The organism is Paraglaciecola sp. MB-3u-78 (assembly GCF_002835935.1).
In the GTDB taxonomy this organism is placed as follows: Bacteria; Pseudomonadota; Gammaproteobacteria; order Enterobacterales; family Alteromonadaceae; genus Paraglaciecola.
In genome coordinates this window covers 93783-110164 of sequence record NZ_PJCF01000009.1, presented here as the reverse complement: position 1 = coordinate 110164, position 16382 = coordinate 93783, and the positions used below count along the sequence as shown (strand labels likewise).

General features: G+C 41.2%; 19 protein-coding genes. 1 reads left to right on the top strand and 18 read right to left on the bottom strand.

Features of this window, described 5'->3' with window-relative positions; translation table 11 throughout:
- Nucleotides 1-61 precede the first annotated feature (61 nt).
- Both CXF95_RS21350 and folX read right to left on the bottom strand, forming a co-directional pair.
- Nucleotides 62-955, bottom strand: a complete 894-nt coding sequence (locus CXF95_RS21350; protein WP_101200594.1) for a TIGR01777 family oxidoreductase — start codon at nucleotides 953-955, stop codon at nucleotides 62-64.
- A 24-nt stretch (nucleotides 956-979) separates the two neighbouring features.
- Entirely contained in the window at nucleotides 980-1348 is a 369-nt protein-coding gene (gene folX, locus CXF95_RS21345; RefSeq protein WP_101200593.1) for a dihydroneopterin triphosphate 2'-epimerase, read from the bottom strand.
- 87 nt (nucleotides 1349-1435) lie between these two features.
- Here folX and CXF95_RS21340 point away from each other — a divergent pair, with 87 nt between their 5' ends.
- Nucleotides 1436-2527 (top strand): AI-2E family transporter, encoded by a 1092-nt coding sequence (locus CXF95_RS21340; protein ID WP_101200592.1) that lies wholly within the window; start codon nucleotides 1436-1438, stop codon nucleotides 2525-2527.
- A gap of 225 nt (nucleotides 2528-2752) precedes the next feature.
- Here CXF95_RS21340 and CXF95_RS21335 read toward each other — a convergent pair whose 3' ends face one another.
- From CXF95_RS21335 to CXF95_RS21260, 16 genes are all read right to left on the bottom strand, one after another.
- Nucleotides 2753-3178 carry a hypothetical protein gene (locus CXF95_RS21335; protein WP_101200591.1) on the bottom strand — a complete coding sequence of 142 codons (426 nt, stop codon included), beginning with the start codon at nucleotides 3176-3178 and terminating at the stop codon, nucleotides 2753-2755.
- A 220-nt stretch (nucleotides 3179-3398) separates the two neighbouring features.
- The gene (locus CXF95_RS21330) at nucleotides 3399-3839 is read right to left on the bottom strand and encodes a hypothetical protein (RefSeq protein ID WP_232787965.1); all 441 of its coding nucleotides are present in this window, start codon (nucleotides 3837-3839) and stop codon (nucleotides 3399-3401) included.
- A gap of 293 nt (nucleotides 3840-4132) precedes the next feature.
- Nucleotides 4133-4783: a LiaF domain-containing protein gene (locus CXF95_RS21325; RefSeq protein WP_101200590.1), complete on the bottom strand. Its 651-nt coding sequence runs from the start codon at nucleotides 4781-4783 to the stop codon at nucleotides 4133-4135.
- A 140-nt stretch (nucleotides 4784-4923) separates the two neighbouring features.
- A complete protein-coding gene (locus CXF95_RS21320) occupies nucleotides 4924-6255 on the bottom strand; it encodes an ATP-binding protein (RefSeq protein WP_101200589.1) in 1332 nt (443 codons plus the stop codon).
- A gap of 17 nt (nucleotides 6256-6272) precedes the next feature.
- Nucleotides 6273-6947 carry a response regulator transcription factor gene (locus CXF95_RS21315; RefSeq protein WP_101200588.1) on the bottom strand — a complete coding sequence of 225 codons (675 nt, stop codon included), beginning with the start codon at nucleotides 6945-6947 and terminating at the stop codon, nucleotides 6273-6275.
- 69 nt (nucleotides 6948-7016) lie between these two features.
- Complete coding sequence (locus CXF95_RS21310; RefSeq protein WP_198556662.1) at nucleotides 7017-7304, bottom strand: PepSY domain-containing protein; 288 nt, start codon at nucleotides 7302-7304, stop codon at nucleotides 7017-7019.
- Between the two features lie 104 nt (nucleotides 7305-7408).
- Entirely contained in the window at nucleotides 7409-7957 is a 549-nt protein-coding gene (locus CXF95_RS21305) for a glycine zipper 2TM domain-containing protein (protein ID WP_101200587.1), read from the bottom strand.
- A 117-nt stretch (nucleotides 7958-8074) separates the two neighbouring features.
- The gene (locus tag CXF95_RS21300; protein ID WP_101200586.1) at nucleotides 8075-8530 is read right to left on the bottom strand and encodes a hypothetical protein; all 456 of its coding nucleotides are present in this window, start codon (nucleotides 8528-8530) and stop codon (nucleotides 8075-8077) included.
- Nucleotides 8531-8587: 57 nt separating this feature from the next.
- Nucleotides 8588-8998: an alternative ribosome rescue aminoacyl-tRNA hydrolase ArfB gene (gene arfB, locus CXF95_RS21295; protein WP_101200585.1), complete on the bottom strand. Its 411-nt coding sequence runs from the start codon at nucleotides 8996-8998 to the stop codon at nucleotides 8588-8590.
- A gap of 18 nt (nucleotides 8999-9016) precedes the next feature.
- Nucleotides 9017-9316, bottom strand: a complete 300-nt coding sequence (locus tag CXF95_RS21290) for a YciI family protein (protein WP_101200584.1) — start codon at nucleotides 9314-9316, stop codon at nucleotides 9017-9019.
- A 34-nt stretch (nucleotides 9317-9350) separates the two neighbouring features.
- Nucleotides 9351-10169, bottom strand: a complete 819-nt coding sequence (trpA, locus tag CXF95_RS21285; protein WP_101200583.1) for a tryptophan synthase subunit alpha — start codon at nucleotides 10167-10169, stop codon at nucleotides 9351-9353.
- Entirely contained in the window at nucleotides 10162-11349 is a 1188-nt protein-coding gene (gene trpB / locus CXF95_RS21280; RefSeq protein ID WP_101200582.1) for a tryptophan synthase subunit beta, read from the bottom strand. The genes trpA and trpB overlap by 8 nt, the downstream gene beginning before the upstream one ends.
- 132 nt (nucleotides 11350-11481) lie before the next feature.
- Nucleotides 11482-12867: a bifunctional indole-3-glycerol-phosphate synthase TrpC/phosphoribosylanthranilate isomerase TrpF gene (trpCF, locus tag CXF95_RS21275; RefSeq protein ID WP_101200581.1), complete on the bottom strand. Its 1386-nt coding sequence runs from the start codon at nucleotides 12865-12867 to the stop codon at nucleotides 11482-11484.
- 18 nt (nucleotides 12868-12885) lie between these two features.
- A complete protein-coding gene (gene trpD / locus CXF95_RS21270; RefSeq protein ID WP_101200580.1) occupies nucleotides 12886-13899 on the bottom strand; it encodes an anthranilate phosphoribosyltransferase in 1014 nt (337 codons plus the stop codon).
- Nucleotides 13900-13901: 2 nt separating this feature from the next.
- Nucleotides 13902-14549 carry an aminodeoxychorismate/anthranilate synthase component II gene (locus CXF95_RS21265; protein WP_101200579.1) on the bottom strand — a complete coding sequence of 216 codons (648 nt, stop codon included), beginning with the start codon at nucleotides 14547-14549 and terminating at the stop codon, nucleotides 13902-13904.
- The gene (locus CXF95_RS21260) at nucleotides 14549-16162 is read right to left on the bottom strand and encodes an anthranilate synthase component 1 (protein ID WP_101200578.1); all 1614 of its coding nucleotides are present in this window, start codon (nucleotides 16160-16162) and stop codon (nucleotides 14549-14551) included. The genes CXF95_RS21265 and CXF95_RS21260 overlap by 1 nt, the downstream gene beginning before the upstream one ends.
- Between the last annotated feature and the right edge of the window lie 220 nt (nucleotides 16163-16382).

The window sequence follows — 16382 nt, the reverse complement described above, 5'->3', positions numbered from 1 at the left end:
CAAGGAAGTTGATGCTCAAGGGTATCAACTTCCTTGTTTTGATTACATTATTTGAAAATATTTACTTGCGCAAACAATCCAAAGCTTGGGATATTTCAGGATAAATAAACTGATAACCGCTTTCTTCTAAGCGTTTAGGCACCACTCTTTGACCATATAAAACTAAATCAGCCATTTCTCCCATCATCATTCTGAGCACAAATTCAGGCACTTTAAATAGACAAGGGCGAGATAGGGCTGCAGCCAGTTCACGGCTAAATTCTGCATTTGTAACAGGGTTGGGCGCCGTAAAATTATAAACCCCTTCACAGCTTTCATTGGTAATTAAATGTGCAATACCTTGCAGCATGTCTTCTAGGTGTATCCATGACATATATTGACTACCGTTACCAATTGGCCCACCTAAACCTAGTTTAAATGGCATCAGCATCTTTTGTAATGCGCCACCTCTTTTGGTGATAACCACACCCGTTCGTAAAATGCATACCCGGGTTTTATCTGACTGTGCTTTTCTAGCTAAAAACTCCCAACGTTCGCAAAGTTGGTGGCTGAATTCATCGTGAGGAGATGAGAAGTCCTCATCGATAATTTGGTCTTGTTGACGGCCATAAAAGCCTATTGCTGAACCACTTATGAGTAGCTTAGGTGGCGTTTCACCTGCGTTGATAAGTGCCACTATGTCTTCTGTGATGGACCAACGACTATGTTCAATTTTACGTTTTTGTTCATCCGTCCATTTTTTGTCTGCAATGGGTTCACCTGCGAGATTAATTACCACGTCATAATCGTCTAGGTTGGAAAGATGTGTGAGTGTGGATAAAAAGTAAATTTTATGTCCAAGTATTTGTTCAGCCATGGCCACATTTCGGGTATATACCGATACGTCGCAAGGACGCAAAATAGGGATAAGGCTTGAACCAATTAAGCCTGAACCCCCAGTGATAAGTATTTTCATAACTTCCTTAGTAAAATGTTTGTATTAGCCATTTTTGTTACATGACAAACATAAAGAAACAGAATCTGCGAAACGTAAGGCGTGGGGTTTATCCACTTCTGCTTCCGCGTAGTTGACCCTAGGATGCTCTGCAGCGATGGCAAGTACATCCGCAGTGAGTTTTTCAAGTAAAGAGAATCGATTGCTTTCAACCAATTTAATAATTCTTTTGGTGATAGTTTTATAATTGAGGGCATCGTCCATTTCATCTGAATCTGTTGCTTGATCTGCGCGGTAACTTATTTTTACGTTGATGACGACATCCTGCATATTCACAATTTCATCGTCGTTAATACCTATAAAAGTCCGTAAACGTAAATTTTTAATCCTAATTGTAGCGGGATTTAGATTCATATCCTTCCTATAATTTTTTATTATGCGCTATAAAATACCATACAGATCTGCTAGTTTGCTCACAAGTTATTCGTTCAGAAACTTCATATGCAAATCAAATCACAAAGTTCCGTCAAGATATTACTCATAATGGCTTCATTAGTCATTATCTTAGCGGGTGTTAAAGCCGCTAGTGCGATAGTCGTGCCATTTTTACTGTCAGTATTTATCGCTATGGCTTGTAGCCCTATTATTACTTGGGCAAATCAATATAAACTGCCCAGAGCTATAGCAGTTGTACTAGTCATACTGATTATAGTGGTATTTGGATTGATTTTGGCTGCATTAGTTGGCCAATCGATGAATGAATTTAGTCAAAACCTACCTAAATATAGAGAACAATTGGTTGAAGAGTTTGCTTGGGTAATAGGTCAGCTTGATAAGGTCAATATTATAGTCAATAAGGATGCCTTAATTTCTTATTTGGACCCCGGTGCAGCAATGAACATGGCGACTAACTTATTATCGAGCTTAGGCGGTGTGTTGACAAATTTTTTACTGATCTTACTGATAGTAGTATTTATGTTGTTTGAGGCGGAATCAGTACCCAAAAAAATTCATATTGCGCTGGATGATCCCAGTATGAAAATGCAACAAATTGACAAGTTTTTAGTTTCTGTTAAAAATTATTTAGCGATTAAAACTTTGGTCAGTTTAGGCACCGGCCTAATCATTGGCCTGTGGTTATATGTTCTAGGTGTTGATCACTTTTTGTTATGGGCTGTCTTGGCCTTTTTGTTTAACTATATCCCCAACATTGGCTCTATCATCGCTGCTGTACCTGCAGTGTTATTAGCTTTTGTACAATTGGGCCCTACCACTGCGGGGTTTACCGCATTGGGCTTTGTGGTGTCGAATATGGTCATGGGCAACGTTATCGAGCCACGTTATATGGGACGTGGTTTAGGCTTGTCGACTTTGGTGGTGTTTTTATCTTTGATTTTCTGGGGGTGGTTGTTAGGGACAGTAGGTATGTTGTTATCGGTACCTTTAACTATGATAGTCAAAATAGCCTTAGAATCTAGCCCAGATACACGCTGGGTCGCGTTATTATTAGCCAGCGATAGTGGTGAACCGGTGATTCATGAGATTGACGCTTTGGCTGAAGAGAAAGAAAAAGAGCAAGAGCTTCGATCTTAAAGCAAAGGAAAAGAAAAGGACTCAGTTGTGCTGGTTAATATTCGGCTCACTTACTAGATGGGAATTGAGTCCTAATTTGAATGTTGTCTATGAGATACCATTGGCTGATTTCAGACTGGCCTGACTCTTTTCAGTTCCAAAGCCGTTATTTTTATGACCAGTGGCAGACTTAAGTTTTTTTGGATCGGTGTTGTGCGAACACACATTAGCTCATTTGGCGTAATTTTATTCTTCCTTACCTTTTGGCTTGTCTGTGGATTGATTGATTCGTCTAAAGTATTTCTGAAGTTTTTCCTTCCCTGATTGACTCAATTTGCCATCTACTTGCTGTTCTTTGATCACCTCTTCAATCTTTGTAAACCAGTCATCAACATTACTATCGGAAGCGACTTCATTGTCTTGATCTTCTGTGTTGGCTAACTCAACACCAAATAAATTAATCCAATGATCACTTTTTTTCCCTAGCCGCATTAGACGTATAAAATAACTTTGCTGATGGTTATTCGCCATAACGATATCCGTTATTACCAGTATGATTGATACTGGGCTCATCAAAATATCGCGCAGTGCATCTAAGCCCAATTTCAATTGAAAAATAATGGCTTGCCGAATAAGTGGTTTACGCTCTTTTACGCTTGGTGTTGCTTGCATATGCCCTAACCGTTTAGTTTGTATACATCAAGGATATGCGCTATCTCTGAGCTATACAACGACCTAGATTATGACAATCTGACTTTAGTAATGGGTAAAAGTGATGTAAATAAATAATCTGAGGAACAGAATAAACGAGGTGATGAAGACTTTGATACACTTAGCCTAGTCTTTTAAAGACGTCCTCTAGTAACCTCTCTCGACGTTAAATTAAGAATGGTTATAGTTTATCGTCAATAGGGTGGGACACACTGTCTGACTCAACTATTACTTCAATTTGTTGTTGAATATCGATAATTTCATCTTCCTGAGGATCTATCATAAATGCACTGGGCAATACATTCACCCCTATTCTTTCCCCCAATTTGACAACAAAAGGTAAAGTGATTGGCGCAAAAGGTAAGACCGCAAGTACCCCCAATCCTAGCCCACGAATAACATCAATAAATTGTTTATTCGCTTCTTGCATTTCCTGCTTGCTCGCTCGGCCTTTAGTGAATCGCTGATAGGTGATCAGCATGATCTTGGTCTCTCGGGTTTCCTGGGCTAACCCTCGTTTAACGGCCAATAAACCATGTTTGAGTGGCATAAGTGCCTTGCGTTTTGCAGCAGAATTATGGCGCTTAATGGATTGGCTTATCCTAGTAATATAGTGCTTCAAAACGAGCCACCTTGGCGATTGAATTGTTTGATTATGTGAGACTGCATGGCCAGAATTTTCATCATTTCTGTTTTTAATCTACATAAAACATAAAGTGAGCTGAAACAATGAGAAAGTTATTGTTATTTTGAGTTCTTACTACGCGTAAAAATCACCCAATGTAACAAACTTTATGCAGTTTATTTGAGTATAGCAAGGATAAGCTCTATGCCAGGTCTATAGAACACACTTGGATTGAGACAATTCTTACATAATACGCCTTGTTTTTCTTTACTCGTTATCCACAGTGACTCTTAAGCACGGTCGTTAAACATGGTTTTCATTTGATTGGCGAAGGCGACAAATTTTTCTTTTATGGTGCGTTTTATCTTGATATCCAAACCACCAAATAATACTAATCCTTCGATCGTCAGGGTAGGGGCTTGTCGCGACGCAATGGAAGGCGCCTTATTATCTATGCCGCCTAAAATGCAAAACGCTTTTGAAACGACGTTGATGTTTTCTGGTACATAAATATTATCACCACCAAACAGGCATAATATTTTTATGGTGACATTGGGAGTGGTAAATATAGCGTCGGTAAAATCGATATCAGCCCCTCCAAAAATAGTAATAATTCTTATCTCTCGTGGCACTGTCCATTGGCCGCTGCGACCGGATCCTCCAAGGATATTGACTATGGTATCTGTTTCGTCATTGTCACTCGCGGCATAGTTGACGTTGAACTGACGCTCTTTTTGCGAGCTAAACTCTGGATCACTAGTGTGTTCTAAATCTGCTGCTAAATTGACTATTTCTTGATGGTTTTGACTTGCCATGGCCTGATCGAGCCTGCGCTCAAATGCTTCACTAGAAATCACGCCATGACTGTAGTTATAAATCAGGGTATCGATAACTTCTTCACGTACGGTTTCAATCGGTCTGTCTTCGAGTATTACGGCCATGTTGCTTTCCTACTTTTTAGTGATTGATATTTTTAAAAAATAAAGCAGATAGCATGCCAGTTGAAAATTCATTTTAAATCAATAGCTTAATTTTTTGTCGTGAACGTTAATATGATAAACAGGGCACATTTTAGTGATTTTCACACTCTGATAGGAAAAATCAACGTGAGTTTAGCTCCGCCTAAATCACTCTGTTTGATTTCGAGTTGACCTTGGTAAGCAGAGACTAAGTCTGCCACCACGGCCATGCCTATGCCTTGACCTTCTTTATAACTATCTAAACGGGTGCCTCTTTCTAACAACTGTTCGCGTTTATCTTTTGGTATGCCGGGGCCGTCGTCTTCAATATGGATCAGTAATGTATTCAGGCTAGTTAACACTGAAAGTGTGACTTGCTTGACGGCAGCTTTACAGGCGTTGTCTAACACATTGCCTAATATTTCCATCAAATCAGTTATATCGCCGTGAAAGCCTAATGCTTGATGTTGAATATCATGGGTAAGGGTTAAGTGTTTGTCGGCGTAAACTTTGTCCATAGCGTTAAACAATTTGTCGACCACAGGCATAATAGGAACGGCTTGCTCGAATGTGCTTGTAGTACCCGCAACGGCGCGTTTGAGTTGCCGCTGTATTTGTAGGTTAATTTGACTAATAGGCTCTTGAGCTTGCTCTGGTAAGCCTTCTGTTCCAGATAATACCGCTAAGGGGGTTTTAAGACTATGGGCCAAATCGCTTAGGCTATTTTTGTAGCGACTGCGCTGTTGTTGTTCGGTATCCAGTAAATTATTGATACTACTTTTGAGTTTTTCCAGTTCGGGTGGGTAGTGCTGGTCGATGCGTTTCAGTTGGCCACTTTCAGCTTGGCGTATTTGTTTATTCAGTCTGCTTATGGGTAGCAAAGCAGCGTTAAGGCTTACCAATAGCAAGATAAGCAATAACAGCGCAATCAGCCCTAACCAATTCCATAAGGTATTGGCAAATTTACTCTTCTCGGTATTAAACACTTGTTTATCTTGTAGGATATAAAAACTCACTGGCTGGTAACCTACTGACGATTCAAATTCAGCGGTATAAGCATATAAAAAGTAGCTGTTGTGCATCGAAAAATTTTCAATAAATATCTCAGCGCCTATGTCTGGCGCAACAAATTCAGGTTGTTGCTGCCAATTGAGAGTAGACAGTGATTGCCATAACACGCCATCGTGGGATTGAATAAAAGCGTACAAGCCAGAGTCTGGAATATTGAATTGATCATTATATAGCTGTTCAGGCATCTGAGCTTGGCTAGTTGTGTTATCTAATTCAAATTCAGAGATTAAGGTTAAGCTTTGAACCCGCAGCTGTTGCAACATTGATTGACTCAAACTGCCGTTGAAAGCTTGCTCTAAGGTTATCGCAGTAAGAGGAATAAAAATCAGCAACGCAAGCACTGCGGCAGCAAAACTCCTTACTCTAAGGGACAGGTTATGCACTAGGGTTTCTAATTAAGTTAGAGCTCACGATTGATTCGATATCCTCGGCCACGGAGTGTTTCAATAGGATTAATAGTGCCATCAGGGTCAATCTTTTTACGAAGGCGTCCTACAAATACTTCAATGACATTACTGTCTAGGTCAAAATCTTGATCATAGATATGTTCGGTTAATTCGGTTTTAGAAATTACTTTTTGAGGATTGAGTAACAGATATTCTAATACTTTGTATTCGTATGCGGTGAGCTCAATAAATTGGCCGTTCACTGTCACTTCTTCACTTAAGGTATCAAGGCTGATGGGGCCTTTTTCGATAGTGGGGTGTGCTTTACCTGCGGCGCGGCGTATTAGTGCATTAATTCGCGCCAACAATTCTTCGTTGTGAAAAGGTTTGGTCAGATAATCATCTGCCCCTGCATCTAATCCTTCCACTTTTTCTTGCCATCTATCCCGAGCGGTTAAGATTAATATTGGGCAACTGACATCGTTTTTACGCGCTTTTTGGATCACTTCAAAACCATCGACTACCGGCAGTCCTATATCAATGATGGCCAAGTCATAGGTATGTTCTTGTAACAAAAATAACGCTTTGGCACCGTCGTCTGCCAAGTCCACGCTGTAACCATTTTTTTGCAGTAATATGTCAAGCTGGGTAAGTAATCGGCTATCGTCTTCTACTATTAATATGCGCATTGGGAGCCTATTTTTCCTTTATGTTTATCTTGCTGGTGACGATTTTCTTCCAAGGTTACGAAAACCTGTCTAATCCTTTTTTTTCTTTTGACTCACTTTTCCTGATTTTTTGTCAACATCAACAGACACAACCCGTCCAGATTTTTGCAACACTTTGACTCGATATTTACTCTTACTTTGATCCACTCTCAACACCCTACCGCTGACTTTTTGTTGAGCCTGTTTTGCCGCATCAGATTTGGTTTTTGGCGCTGCTTGAGTGTCTTGAGCGGAAACCGTTAAGCTGTTTAACGATATCGCTGTTAAACAAATAATTAAAAATCTAATGTAAGGATTCTGCTTCAAAGTTTTGCTCATGTTAGTTGTTGTTCAAATTCTAGTTTACCCCAATCATCAATTGACTTAAAAGTAATTGCTATTCTTATCATTATATTTGGTGATATGTTGAACATACATTTTACCTAGTAATCAATACGCATATACTTTTGGGGCTTATCTTGCCTAAAGTTTCGGTAAATTTTCCCTTGTGAGCGATAAGTCACTCTATACCCATCTAATACCCGAATTTTCTTGGTCTTACTGGATGTAACCACACAGTTTTGTTGTTTAATTTGCACGTTACGAGTGTGATTGTTGTTAGCATACCCGATGTTATGCCCTAATGAACTGCCAATCACAGCACCTACAATTGTGCCTAAACCTTTGTGGTTGTTGTCGCTAGCTGCATGGCCAATCACACCACCTAAAACTCCTCCGATTATGGCTGCACTTTTATTATGAGACCGATTATCATGAGAGTGGCGATGAGTTGAATGTATCACTGCTGGTTCGCAGTATGCTTGTGGTTGGCGGACTGTCAGGTATTTGTAGACAGGAGTTGCATTAATCACCTTAGCTTTGAATGCACCACGGCTATGTTGGTGATTATTTTGATAACTAGGATCATGCTTAGCTTGCACTAAAGTAGGAAAAGCTAAAAATAGTAACGCGCTTGTTATTAATAATTTCATGTAACCACTCCTGTTTAAAGTGGTTACAAGACTAATCTGTTGGGGCTGAATTTTAGCTGAATTGAGTTTAAACGAAGCGGCACGTCTTAACCAGAGTTCAGGTTAACTAGAAAAACGTTATCCGGCTCTAATAAAAGGGTCGATACAATTGACATGTAGACTATTTTTTTGTTTGTGGGTATAGATATGAACACTCAGAGGAATGCCACTTATTTCGTTCCACATACTAGTGTTTGCAGATGATGGACAAATAGCTTTTTGTAGATAGGATTTTTGGACTTCTTTACTCATATCCAATGGCCCGGGGATTTGGATATAGGCGTTGATGGTACCACCACGATTTCGGGCACCTTTATAGCGCCATTCACCTAAAACAAATGTTTGATAAAATGCCGCGTTGACGATTTTTAGGGTGTTATCTGTAATGACTTTTTGCGGCTTATGCAAAGTCGTGGTTGCACTATCAGTGGTGGCAGCATTACTTTGCATACAGCCACTTAAAGTGATCGCAATAAACAGCGCAGACACACTAAAAATAACTCTGTTAAGCATACATTCTTTGATTTTATACATCCAACACTCCTCAGACCTTAAGTGTTGTATCGGCAAATAGGTGAATAACTCAATGTTTTAAAAATCAACTTTTTTTCGCAACTCTTTTGTTCTACCAGATTTCACTTTACTGTCTACTCGTTTCTTTTGAGAATTTCTACTGGGTTTGGTTGCCCTGCGGGCTTTTTGCAGTTTGCCAGCCTCCATCAGTACTTCAGTCAACCTGTCTATCGCATCCTGTTTGTTCATTTCTTGAGTGCGATAGCTTTGGGCTTTTATTATCAATATTCCTTCTTGGGTGATCCGTTTATCTTTGCCTGAAAGCAGCGTTTGTTTAACGTATTCAGGCATAGCCGCCACTTGAATATCAAACCTTAAATGAATGGCACTAGAGACTTTATTCACATTTTGCCCACCAGCGCCCTGAGCGCGCATGGCGCTTAAATCGATGGCGGGCATAAGTGATTCAATGTTCGGTGTGTAACTCATTTAAGGCTGGTTCACTATTTAAGGTAGTACTTTTTTATAAGGTTTCACTACTACCTTTTGATACACACCTGCTAGTGCATAAGGGTCGGTATCTGCCCATTGTTGTGCTTCTTCTAAACTACTAAATTCAGCAATCACCAATGAACCGGTAAAGCCTGCTTCGCCGGGATCTTCACTGTCAATGGCGGGGCAGGGGCCGGCTACCAATACTCGACCTTGATCAACCAATAGTTGAATCCGTTCTAAATGTGCTGCTCTTGTTTGTTTGCGAAGAGCTAAGCTGTTTTCAACATCTTCTGAATAAATGACATACCACATAGTGATATCCTTTTAATTATGTAAATAGAAACGGCTACTTGTGAGTAGCCGCTTTCATTTCTGTTACAAAACGTTTTAGTTTTTCGAGCATGACATCGGGTTGGCTGAGATTCTCAGCGATAATATTCACCGTTGCTGAGCCAGAAATAGCGCCTGCTGCACCAGACTGGATGGCATCTGCCACCTGTACCGGTGTTGATATACCAAATCCAAGCAGTGGTGGAGCCACTTTATATTGCGTGAGTTTGTCGATTAACTCACTGGCAGGGATAGTCACGGCTGTCTCGGCTCCCGTTACCCCAGCCCGACCTAATAAATAGGTATAACCTTGGGATTTTTTGCCAATTTCAGCAAAGGTTTCGTCACTGGCATTGGGTGGTGCAATTAAAATTTGTTTAATCGCTGTTTGCTTGGCAATAGCAATAAAACGGTCGGCTTCACGCAGGGGTACGTCGGCTATTAAAATCGAATCTACACCCGCTTTGGCTGCGTCTTGGTAAAATTTTTCGATACCTCGCTTCAGCACTAAGTTGCTATATAACAATAAACCAATAGGTATGTCGGCATAGGCTTCACGGACTTGGCGAATGATTTCAAAACAGTCATCGATTTTGATTTTATTTGACAGCGCCCGAATGCTGGCTTTTTGAATGGTAGGGCCATCAGCAATAGGGTCAGAATAAGGGAAGCCCAATTCTAATCCGTCTGCGCCTCCCTCAACCAATGCTTTGATGATATTCACAGAGGTGTGGATATCGGGATCGCCGACCATAACAAAAGGCACAAACGCACCTTCATTCTTTGCGTCAAGCTGTTTAAACATGTTTGCGTAGCGGTCAATAGAATTAATCATGATTTTGATCTCCTAAAATGCTGCGGACATGCTCTAAATCTTTGTCTCCACGTCCAGATAAATTCACCACTATGATAGTGCCATCTGCTGCTTCATCAGCCATGTTTAAAGCATGAGCGAGGGCATGTGCAGGTTCTAGAGCAGGAATAATGCCTTCTTTTTGAGATAAAAGTTGAAATGCGTTTAGCGCCTCTTCATCCGTTACGGATTCATACTCCGCCCGACCAATATCATATAAATGGGCGTGTTGTGGGCCAACAGCTGGATAATCAAGTCCTGCAGAGACTGAATACGACTCTTCAATTTGGCCATCGTCATCTTGCATGATATAGCTGTAAGCACCATGAAGAACACCCGTGGTACCTTTACCTATAGCAGCACCATGCTCTTTGGTATGCACCCCTTTACCAGCAGGCTCGACACCTATTAAGCGTACACTAGGCGCATCGATAAAATCAGCAAACATACCAATCGCATTTGAACCGCCGCCTACACAAGCAACCAAAGCGTCGGGTAAACGACCTTCTTTTTCCATAATTTGTGCGCGGATTTCTTCACCAATCATGCGATGGAATTCACGGACAATCGTTGGGAACGGGTGAGGGCCTGCCGCTGTGCCTAGTAAATAATGAGCGGTATCATAGTTAGCAGACCAGTCACGCATGGCTTCGTTAACTGCATCTTTTAAGGTACCAGAACCTGAGTTAACCGGTATGACTTTTGCGCCCATTAAACGCATTCTAAATACGTTAGGTGCTTGGCGCTCCATGTCTTTTGCACCCATATAAATCCGTGCTTTTAAACCCATTAATGCACAAGCTAATGCTGTGGCGACACCATGTTGCCCCGCGCCAGTTTCGGCGATGACTTCCGTTTTGCCCATGCGCTTCGTTAACAGTGCTTGACCTAATACTTGATTGGTTTTGTGGGCGCCACCGTGCAATAAGTCTTCACGCTTGAGGTAAAGCTTGACCTTGGGGTTATTGACTAAGTTTCTAGTCAATGTCATTGCTGTGGGGCGACCCGCATAATCTTTTAATAAACCCATAAATTCAGCTTGGAATTCTGGATCCTTCTGGGCATCGATAAAAACCTGCTCGAGTTGATCGAGTGCAGGGATCAGCAACTCGGGTACATACATACCACCATAGTCACCAAATTTACTGTCTAAATGATTCATCTATTACTCACCTTTTTAAAACGGTTTTCGCTTCTAGCTACGAGCTACGAGTTACGAGTTACGAGCAAAAACTAAAATTGATTGGCTTCATTTAATGCTATTTAGCTCTCAGCTCGATGCTCGTAGCTGCTCTTAATACTCTCTAAGCTGCTTAAAAGCCTGATTAATTTTATCTTGCTGCTTAATACCCGGTGCGCTTTCTACACCAGAATTTAAGTCGAGCATCGCGACTTGTAAATTAGCTGCCTGTTTAACATTGTTTGGGGTGATGCCGCCAGCAAGCACAATGTTGGACTTGTCGGTTATCTCATCTAACAGTTGCCAACTAAAAGCCTGGCCAGTGCCACCTGATTGTTCACCTACTTGGCAATCTAATAAGAAGTAGTCAACATCATGTTCATCTAAAGTAGGTACAACATCTGTCACACCTTTAGCTAACCAAATTTGACAATGAGTTGGTAGTTTCATACGTAAACTATCGATATAAGTTTGGTTTTCTTGACCGTGCAACTGGACAGCCGATAATGCCAAAACCTGTGCGTAATTCACCACTTGTTCAATCGGGGCGTTAACAAACACGCCTACATAGTAAAATGGCACGGCATACGTTATTTGTTTTGCTTGCTCTAAGGTCACAAAACGTTTGGACTTTTCGGCAAAGATCAGGCCCGCAAAACTAGCTGGGCTATCTTTAACTAGCTTGGCGCCGGTTAAACTTGTTGTGCCACAAATTTTCACTTTGCCGTACACCAACTGTTTTGCCGCTAATTCGATATCCTTTTCGCACATTAATGAACTTCCTACTAAAAAACCATCAACCAGAGGCGCTAATCTGCGCACATCTTGATGGGTATAAATACCGGATTCAGAGATAAGCACATGTTGATGTGTAGCATGGTGTTTAATCAAAGGCACCAATCGCTCAGTTGTGGCTAAGTCGGTACTCAGGTCACGCAAGTCGCGATTATTAATGCCAATGATTTTGGCTTGCAGCGCGCAGGCTCTGAGTACTTCTTGTTCGTTACTGACTTCGGTTAATACGTCGAGTTGATATTGCTCGGCAAGTGTGGCGAGTGCCGTATATTCGGTGTCATCTAACACTGATAACATCAGCAACACAGCATCAGCATTATGGTAGCGGGCTAAATAGATTTGATAAGGTTCAACAAAAAAATCTTTGTTAATAACCGGCTGAGTCATCCGACTGCGAATATATTCTAGGTACTCAAACTTACCTTGAAAATATTTTTCATCAGTTAATACCGATATACAGGCAGCGTAAGGACTGTAAGCCTGAATGATTTCATCTAAGTCGAAGTTTTCACGAATTAGCCCTTTAGACGGTGACGCCTTTTTACATTCTAATACAAAGCCAGCATTGGGCTGTGCCAATGCATCATAAAAACTTCTGTCAGATGGCGTTAAAGCATCAATAAAACTTGCTAACGGTAAATTCATCTTGCGTTGAGCTATTTCTTGTTTTTTGTCTAAAACGATTTTTTCTAATACATTGACCATTGTTATTAACGTTGTCCTTTATTGATTTTGGCTGATGGAAGCCGACAATTTAATGGTGGCTAATGGACGTTGCTGCTGCATGGCCTTAATTGCCATTTCAGCCCCTTGTGCATAGGTTTCTACTTTGCCACAGAGTTTTAGTAATGCAGCTGTATTCATCGCCACTGCCGTTTGATGGGCTGCTTCGCCTTTGCCTAATAACACATTTTCAATCAGGATTTTATTTTCTGCTGGTTCGCCACCTTTAATGGCATCTAACGGATAATTTTCAAGTCCAAAATCTGCTGGAGAGACACTACTTTGTGTTAACTTGTCACCATTTACTTCCACTACTTGGGTATTGCCATGCAAGGCAAACTCATCCAAACCACTGCCATGCACCACTAAGGCTTTTTGATAACCTAATAGCTGCAAGGTTTTTGCAAAAGGCATCAGTAATTCTGGAGCATATACCCCAATAATGATATGACTAGGACGAGCTGGGTTAACCAAGGGACCCAGTAAATTAAATAAGGTACGGGTTTTTAATGTGGTGCGCACAGGCATCGCATGGCGAATGCCAGAGTGATAATTTGGTGCGAACAAAAAACACAGGTTTGATTCGTCGAGACATTGACGGGCGGTGTATGCTGACATGCCTAATTCTAAATCGAATGCTTTGAATAAGTCAGCCGAGCCAGATTGACTCGAAACACTGCGATTACCATGTTTAGCGACTTTAACACCACAGCTTGCAGCGACAATGGCTGATGCCGATGAGATGTTAATGGTATTATGTCCATCCCCCCCTGTGCCCACGATATCGGCAAATTCATAATCTGGGCGCGGAAAAAAACCTGCGTTAGCGATTAATGCGTTAGCCGCACCGGCTATTTCTTCTGGTTGTTCGCCTTTTATTTTTAATGCGGTAAGTAAAGACGATAAAATAATATCATCCACCTGACCGGTCACCACTTGTGAAAATACTTCGGTGACATCATCCTGCTTTAAGTCTTGGCCTTGATAGAGTTGTTGAAGAATTGTGTGGATCATGTCTACACCTTATCTTGGGTTAAGAATTGAATACTTTGCATCAGCAGCTGGCTGCCATGAGAGGTCAAAATAGATTCTGGATGAAATTGAAAGCCCAACATTTTATCTTCCAAATGTGCCACTGCCATAGGAATGTCGGCAAAATTTGCTAATACAGTTAAAACGTTGGGAATATTGCTCGCCATCAAAGAATGATAACGGGCCACCGGTAATGGCTGTGGCATATTGGCAAACATTTTATCAGCGCAATGGTCAATTAAAGAGGATTTACCATGCATCACTTTATCGGCACGGATAATTTTGCCACCATAAGACTCAACAATCGCCTGATGACCTAAACAAATGCCCAACACTGGAAATTGGCCTTTCACCAAGTTTAGCAGTGTTAGCATTGAACCTGCCTGAGAAGGATTGCCCGGCCCAGGTGATAACATCAGCATCACCTGTTTAGTGTGACCATGTTCATCAGTTTGTTGTGCCTGTTCATGCATTTTTTGAAAAATCACAGCGGCCGAAACATTATTCCGATAAACGATTAATTCAAGGCCTAGGGTCCGCAATTCATCCACTAAGTTGTAGGTAAATGAGTCAAAGTTATCTAACAAAAAGACACAAATTTGTTGCTTGATTTGAGCGGTTTGTGAAATCACTATGCTGCTCCCTTTGTTTGAGGACTAGGTCTTTGCGAGCTGGAAATAATAGCGCCAATTACCGCTTGTGCTTTACCTCGGGTTTCATCGGCTTCTGACTGTGGATCGGAGTCAAACACAACGCCTGCACCGGCTTGAATATAAGCCACATCATTTTTTACAAATGCAGAACGGATCACAATACAAGTATCCATATCGCCTTGACTGTTGATATAACCCACTGCTCCGCCATAACTGCCACGACGTTGTTTTTCTACCTGACGAATTAATGTGGCAGCACTGACTTTAGGAGCGCCGACTAAGGTGCCCATATTCATACAGGCTTGGTAGGCATTCAGTGCGTCTAAATCATCCCGCAATTGCCCTACTACTCGAGACACTAAATGCATCACATGAGAATAGCGGTCAACTTTGAGTAAATCGGTAACATATCGTGTACCGGGCTTACATACTTTAGCTACGTCATTTCGAGCCAAATCGACCAACATAATATGTTCGGCACGCTCTTTTTGATCTTCTTGTAGATTCAGCTCTAAGCGAGAATCTAAGTCTAAGTCGATGCTACCGTCGGCTCGTTTACCTCTGGGTCTAGTGCCGGCTATGGGGTAAATCTCCACTTGGTTGGTGTGTTTGGTGTACTTCAAGGCTGACTCAGGCGATGCGCCAAACATACAGAAGTCGTCGTCCTGTAAGAAAAACATATAAGGGCTGGGGTTTTGTTGTTTTAAAGCACGGTAAGCATCATGAGGGTGAGGGCAAGGTAAACTAAAAGTGCGTGAGGGCACAACTTGGAAAATATCACCTGCTAGAATGTTTTCTTTGAGCCCAATCACATCATCTATGTATTCTTGATCGGATTTATTCACTTCTAGATCATCGTGTGTGATAGCCGTTTTAATCGTCTCCGATAAGGGTTTGATGGTGCCTAATTTATGTTTGACTTGCTCTAAGCGTTGACTCACAGAAAAATAGTTATTCGCCACATTTTTACCGCTAAACACACTACCAATGATTTCGCTTTGTTTGGTTTGGTGATCGATTATCACCAAGGTTTCTGCCAGATAAAACACAAAATCTGGACAGGTGTTAGCACTATCCTCAACATCAGGAAGGGTTTCAAAAGTGGCCAATAAATCATAGGCCAGTGCACCGCCTAGAAATACGGCATGGGGATGCTGGCGAATAGCGTTGATTTTATTAGTGATAAGTCTTAAGGCATCAAATACGGCTGGGGCTTTCAAGCGACTGTCTTCATCAAGCTCTACATCTGGCGCTGGAAAGGTCAGAGTGACTAAGCCTTTTTTGGGGTCATATTCATGGGTCACACCAACGGGACAATATTCATCAAACATAGGCAACACCGCATGGCCGTTGTCTGACAACGCACTGCAATACACAAGCAGACCATGACATTCTAATTTTATTGCGGCATCCACCAATAACAAACTTTTGAGATTATCCTTGCTATCAATTTCTGCAGATTCTAATAATAAGTTATTGCTACGCCCTTGGCATAGGTATTGATAAGCATGCAGCGGATCGGCTACATAATCAGCTGCCACTAATAACGTTTCTACTTTGCCAAACTGCTCTGTTAATTGGGCTAAACTCATTTTTTTGGTTCTCTATTGCAATTTATCTTGAAGAGCAGGCATAAAAAAACCCGCATTATACGGGCTTTTTTGAAATTTATTTGCAAAAATACAAACACTCACAGCCCGTTAGTTCAGGTTGTGCCACCACCAAATGTTGTGTGTTTGAATATTTTTCATTAGTTATTTCACTCGTTATCAGTTTAAATCTGTTATTCGGCTGTTATTCACATGAGGATCA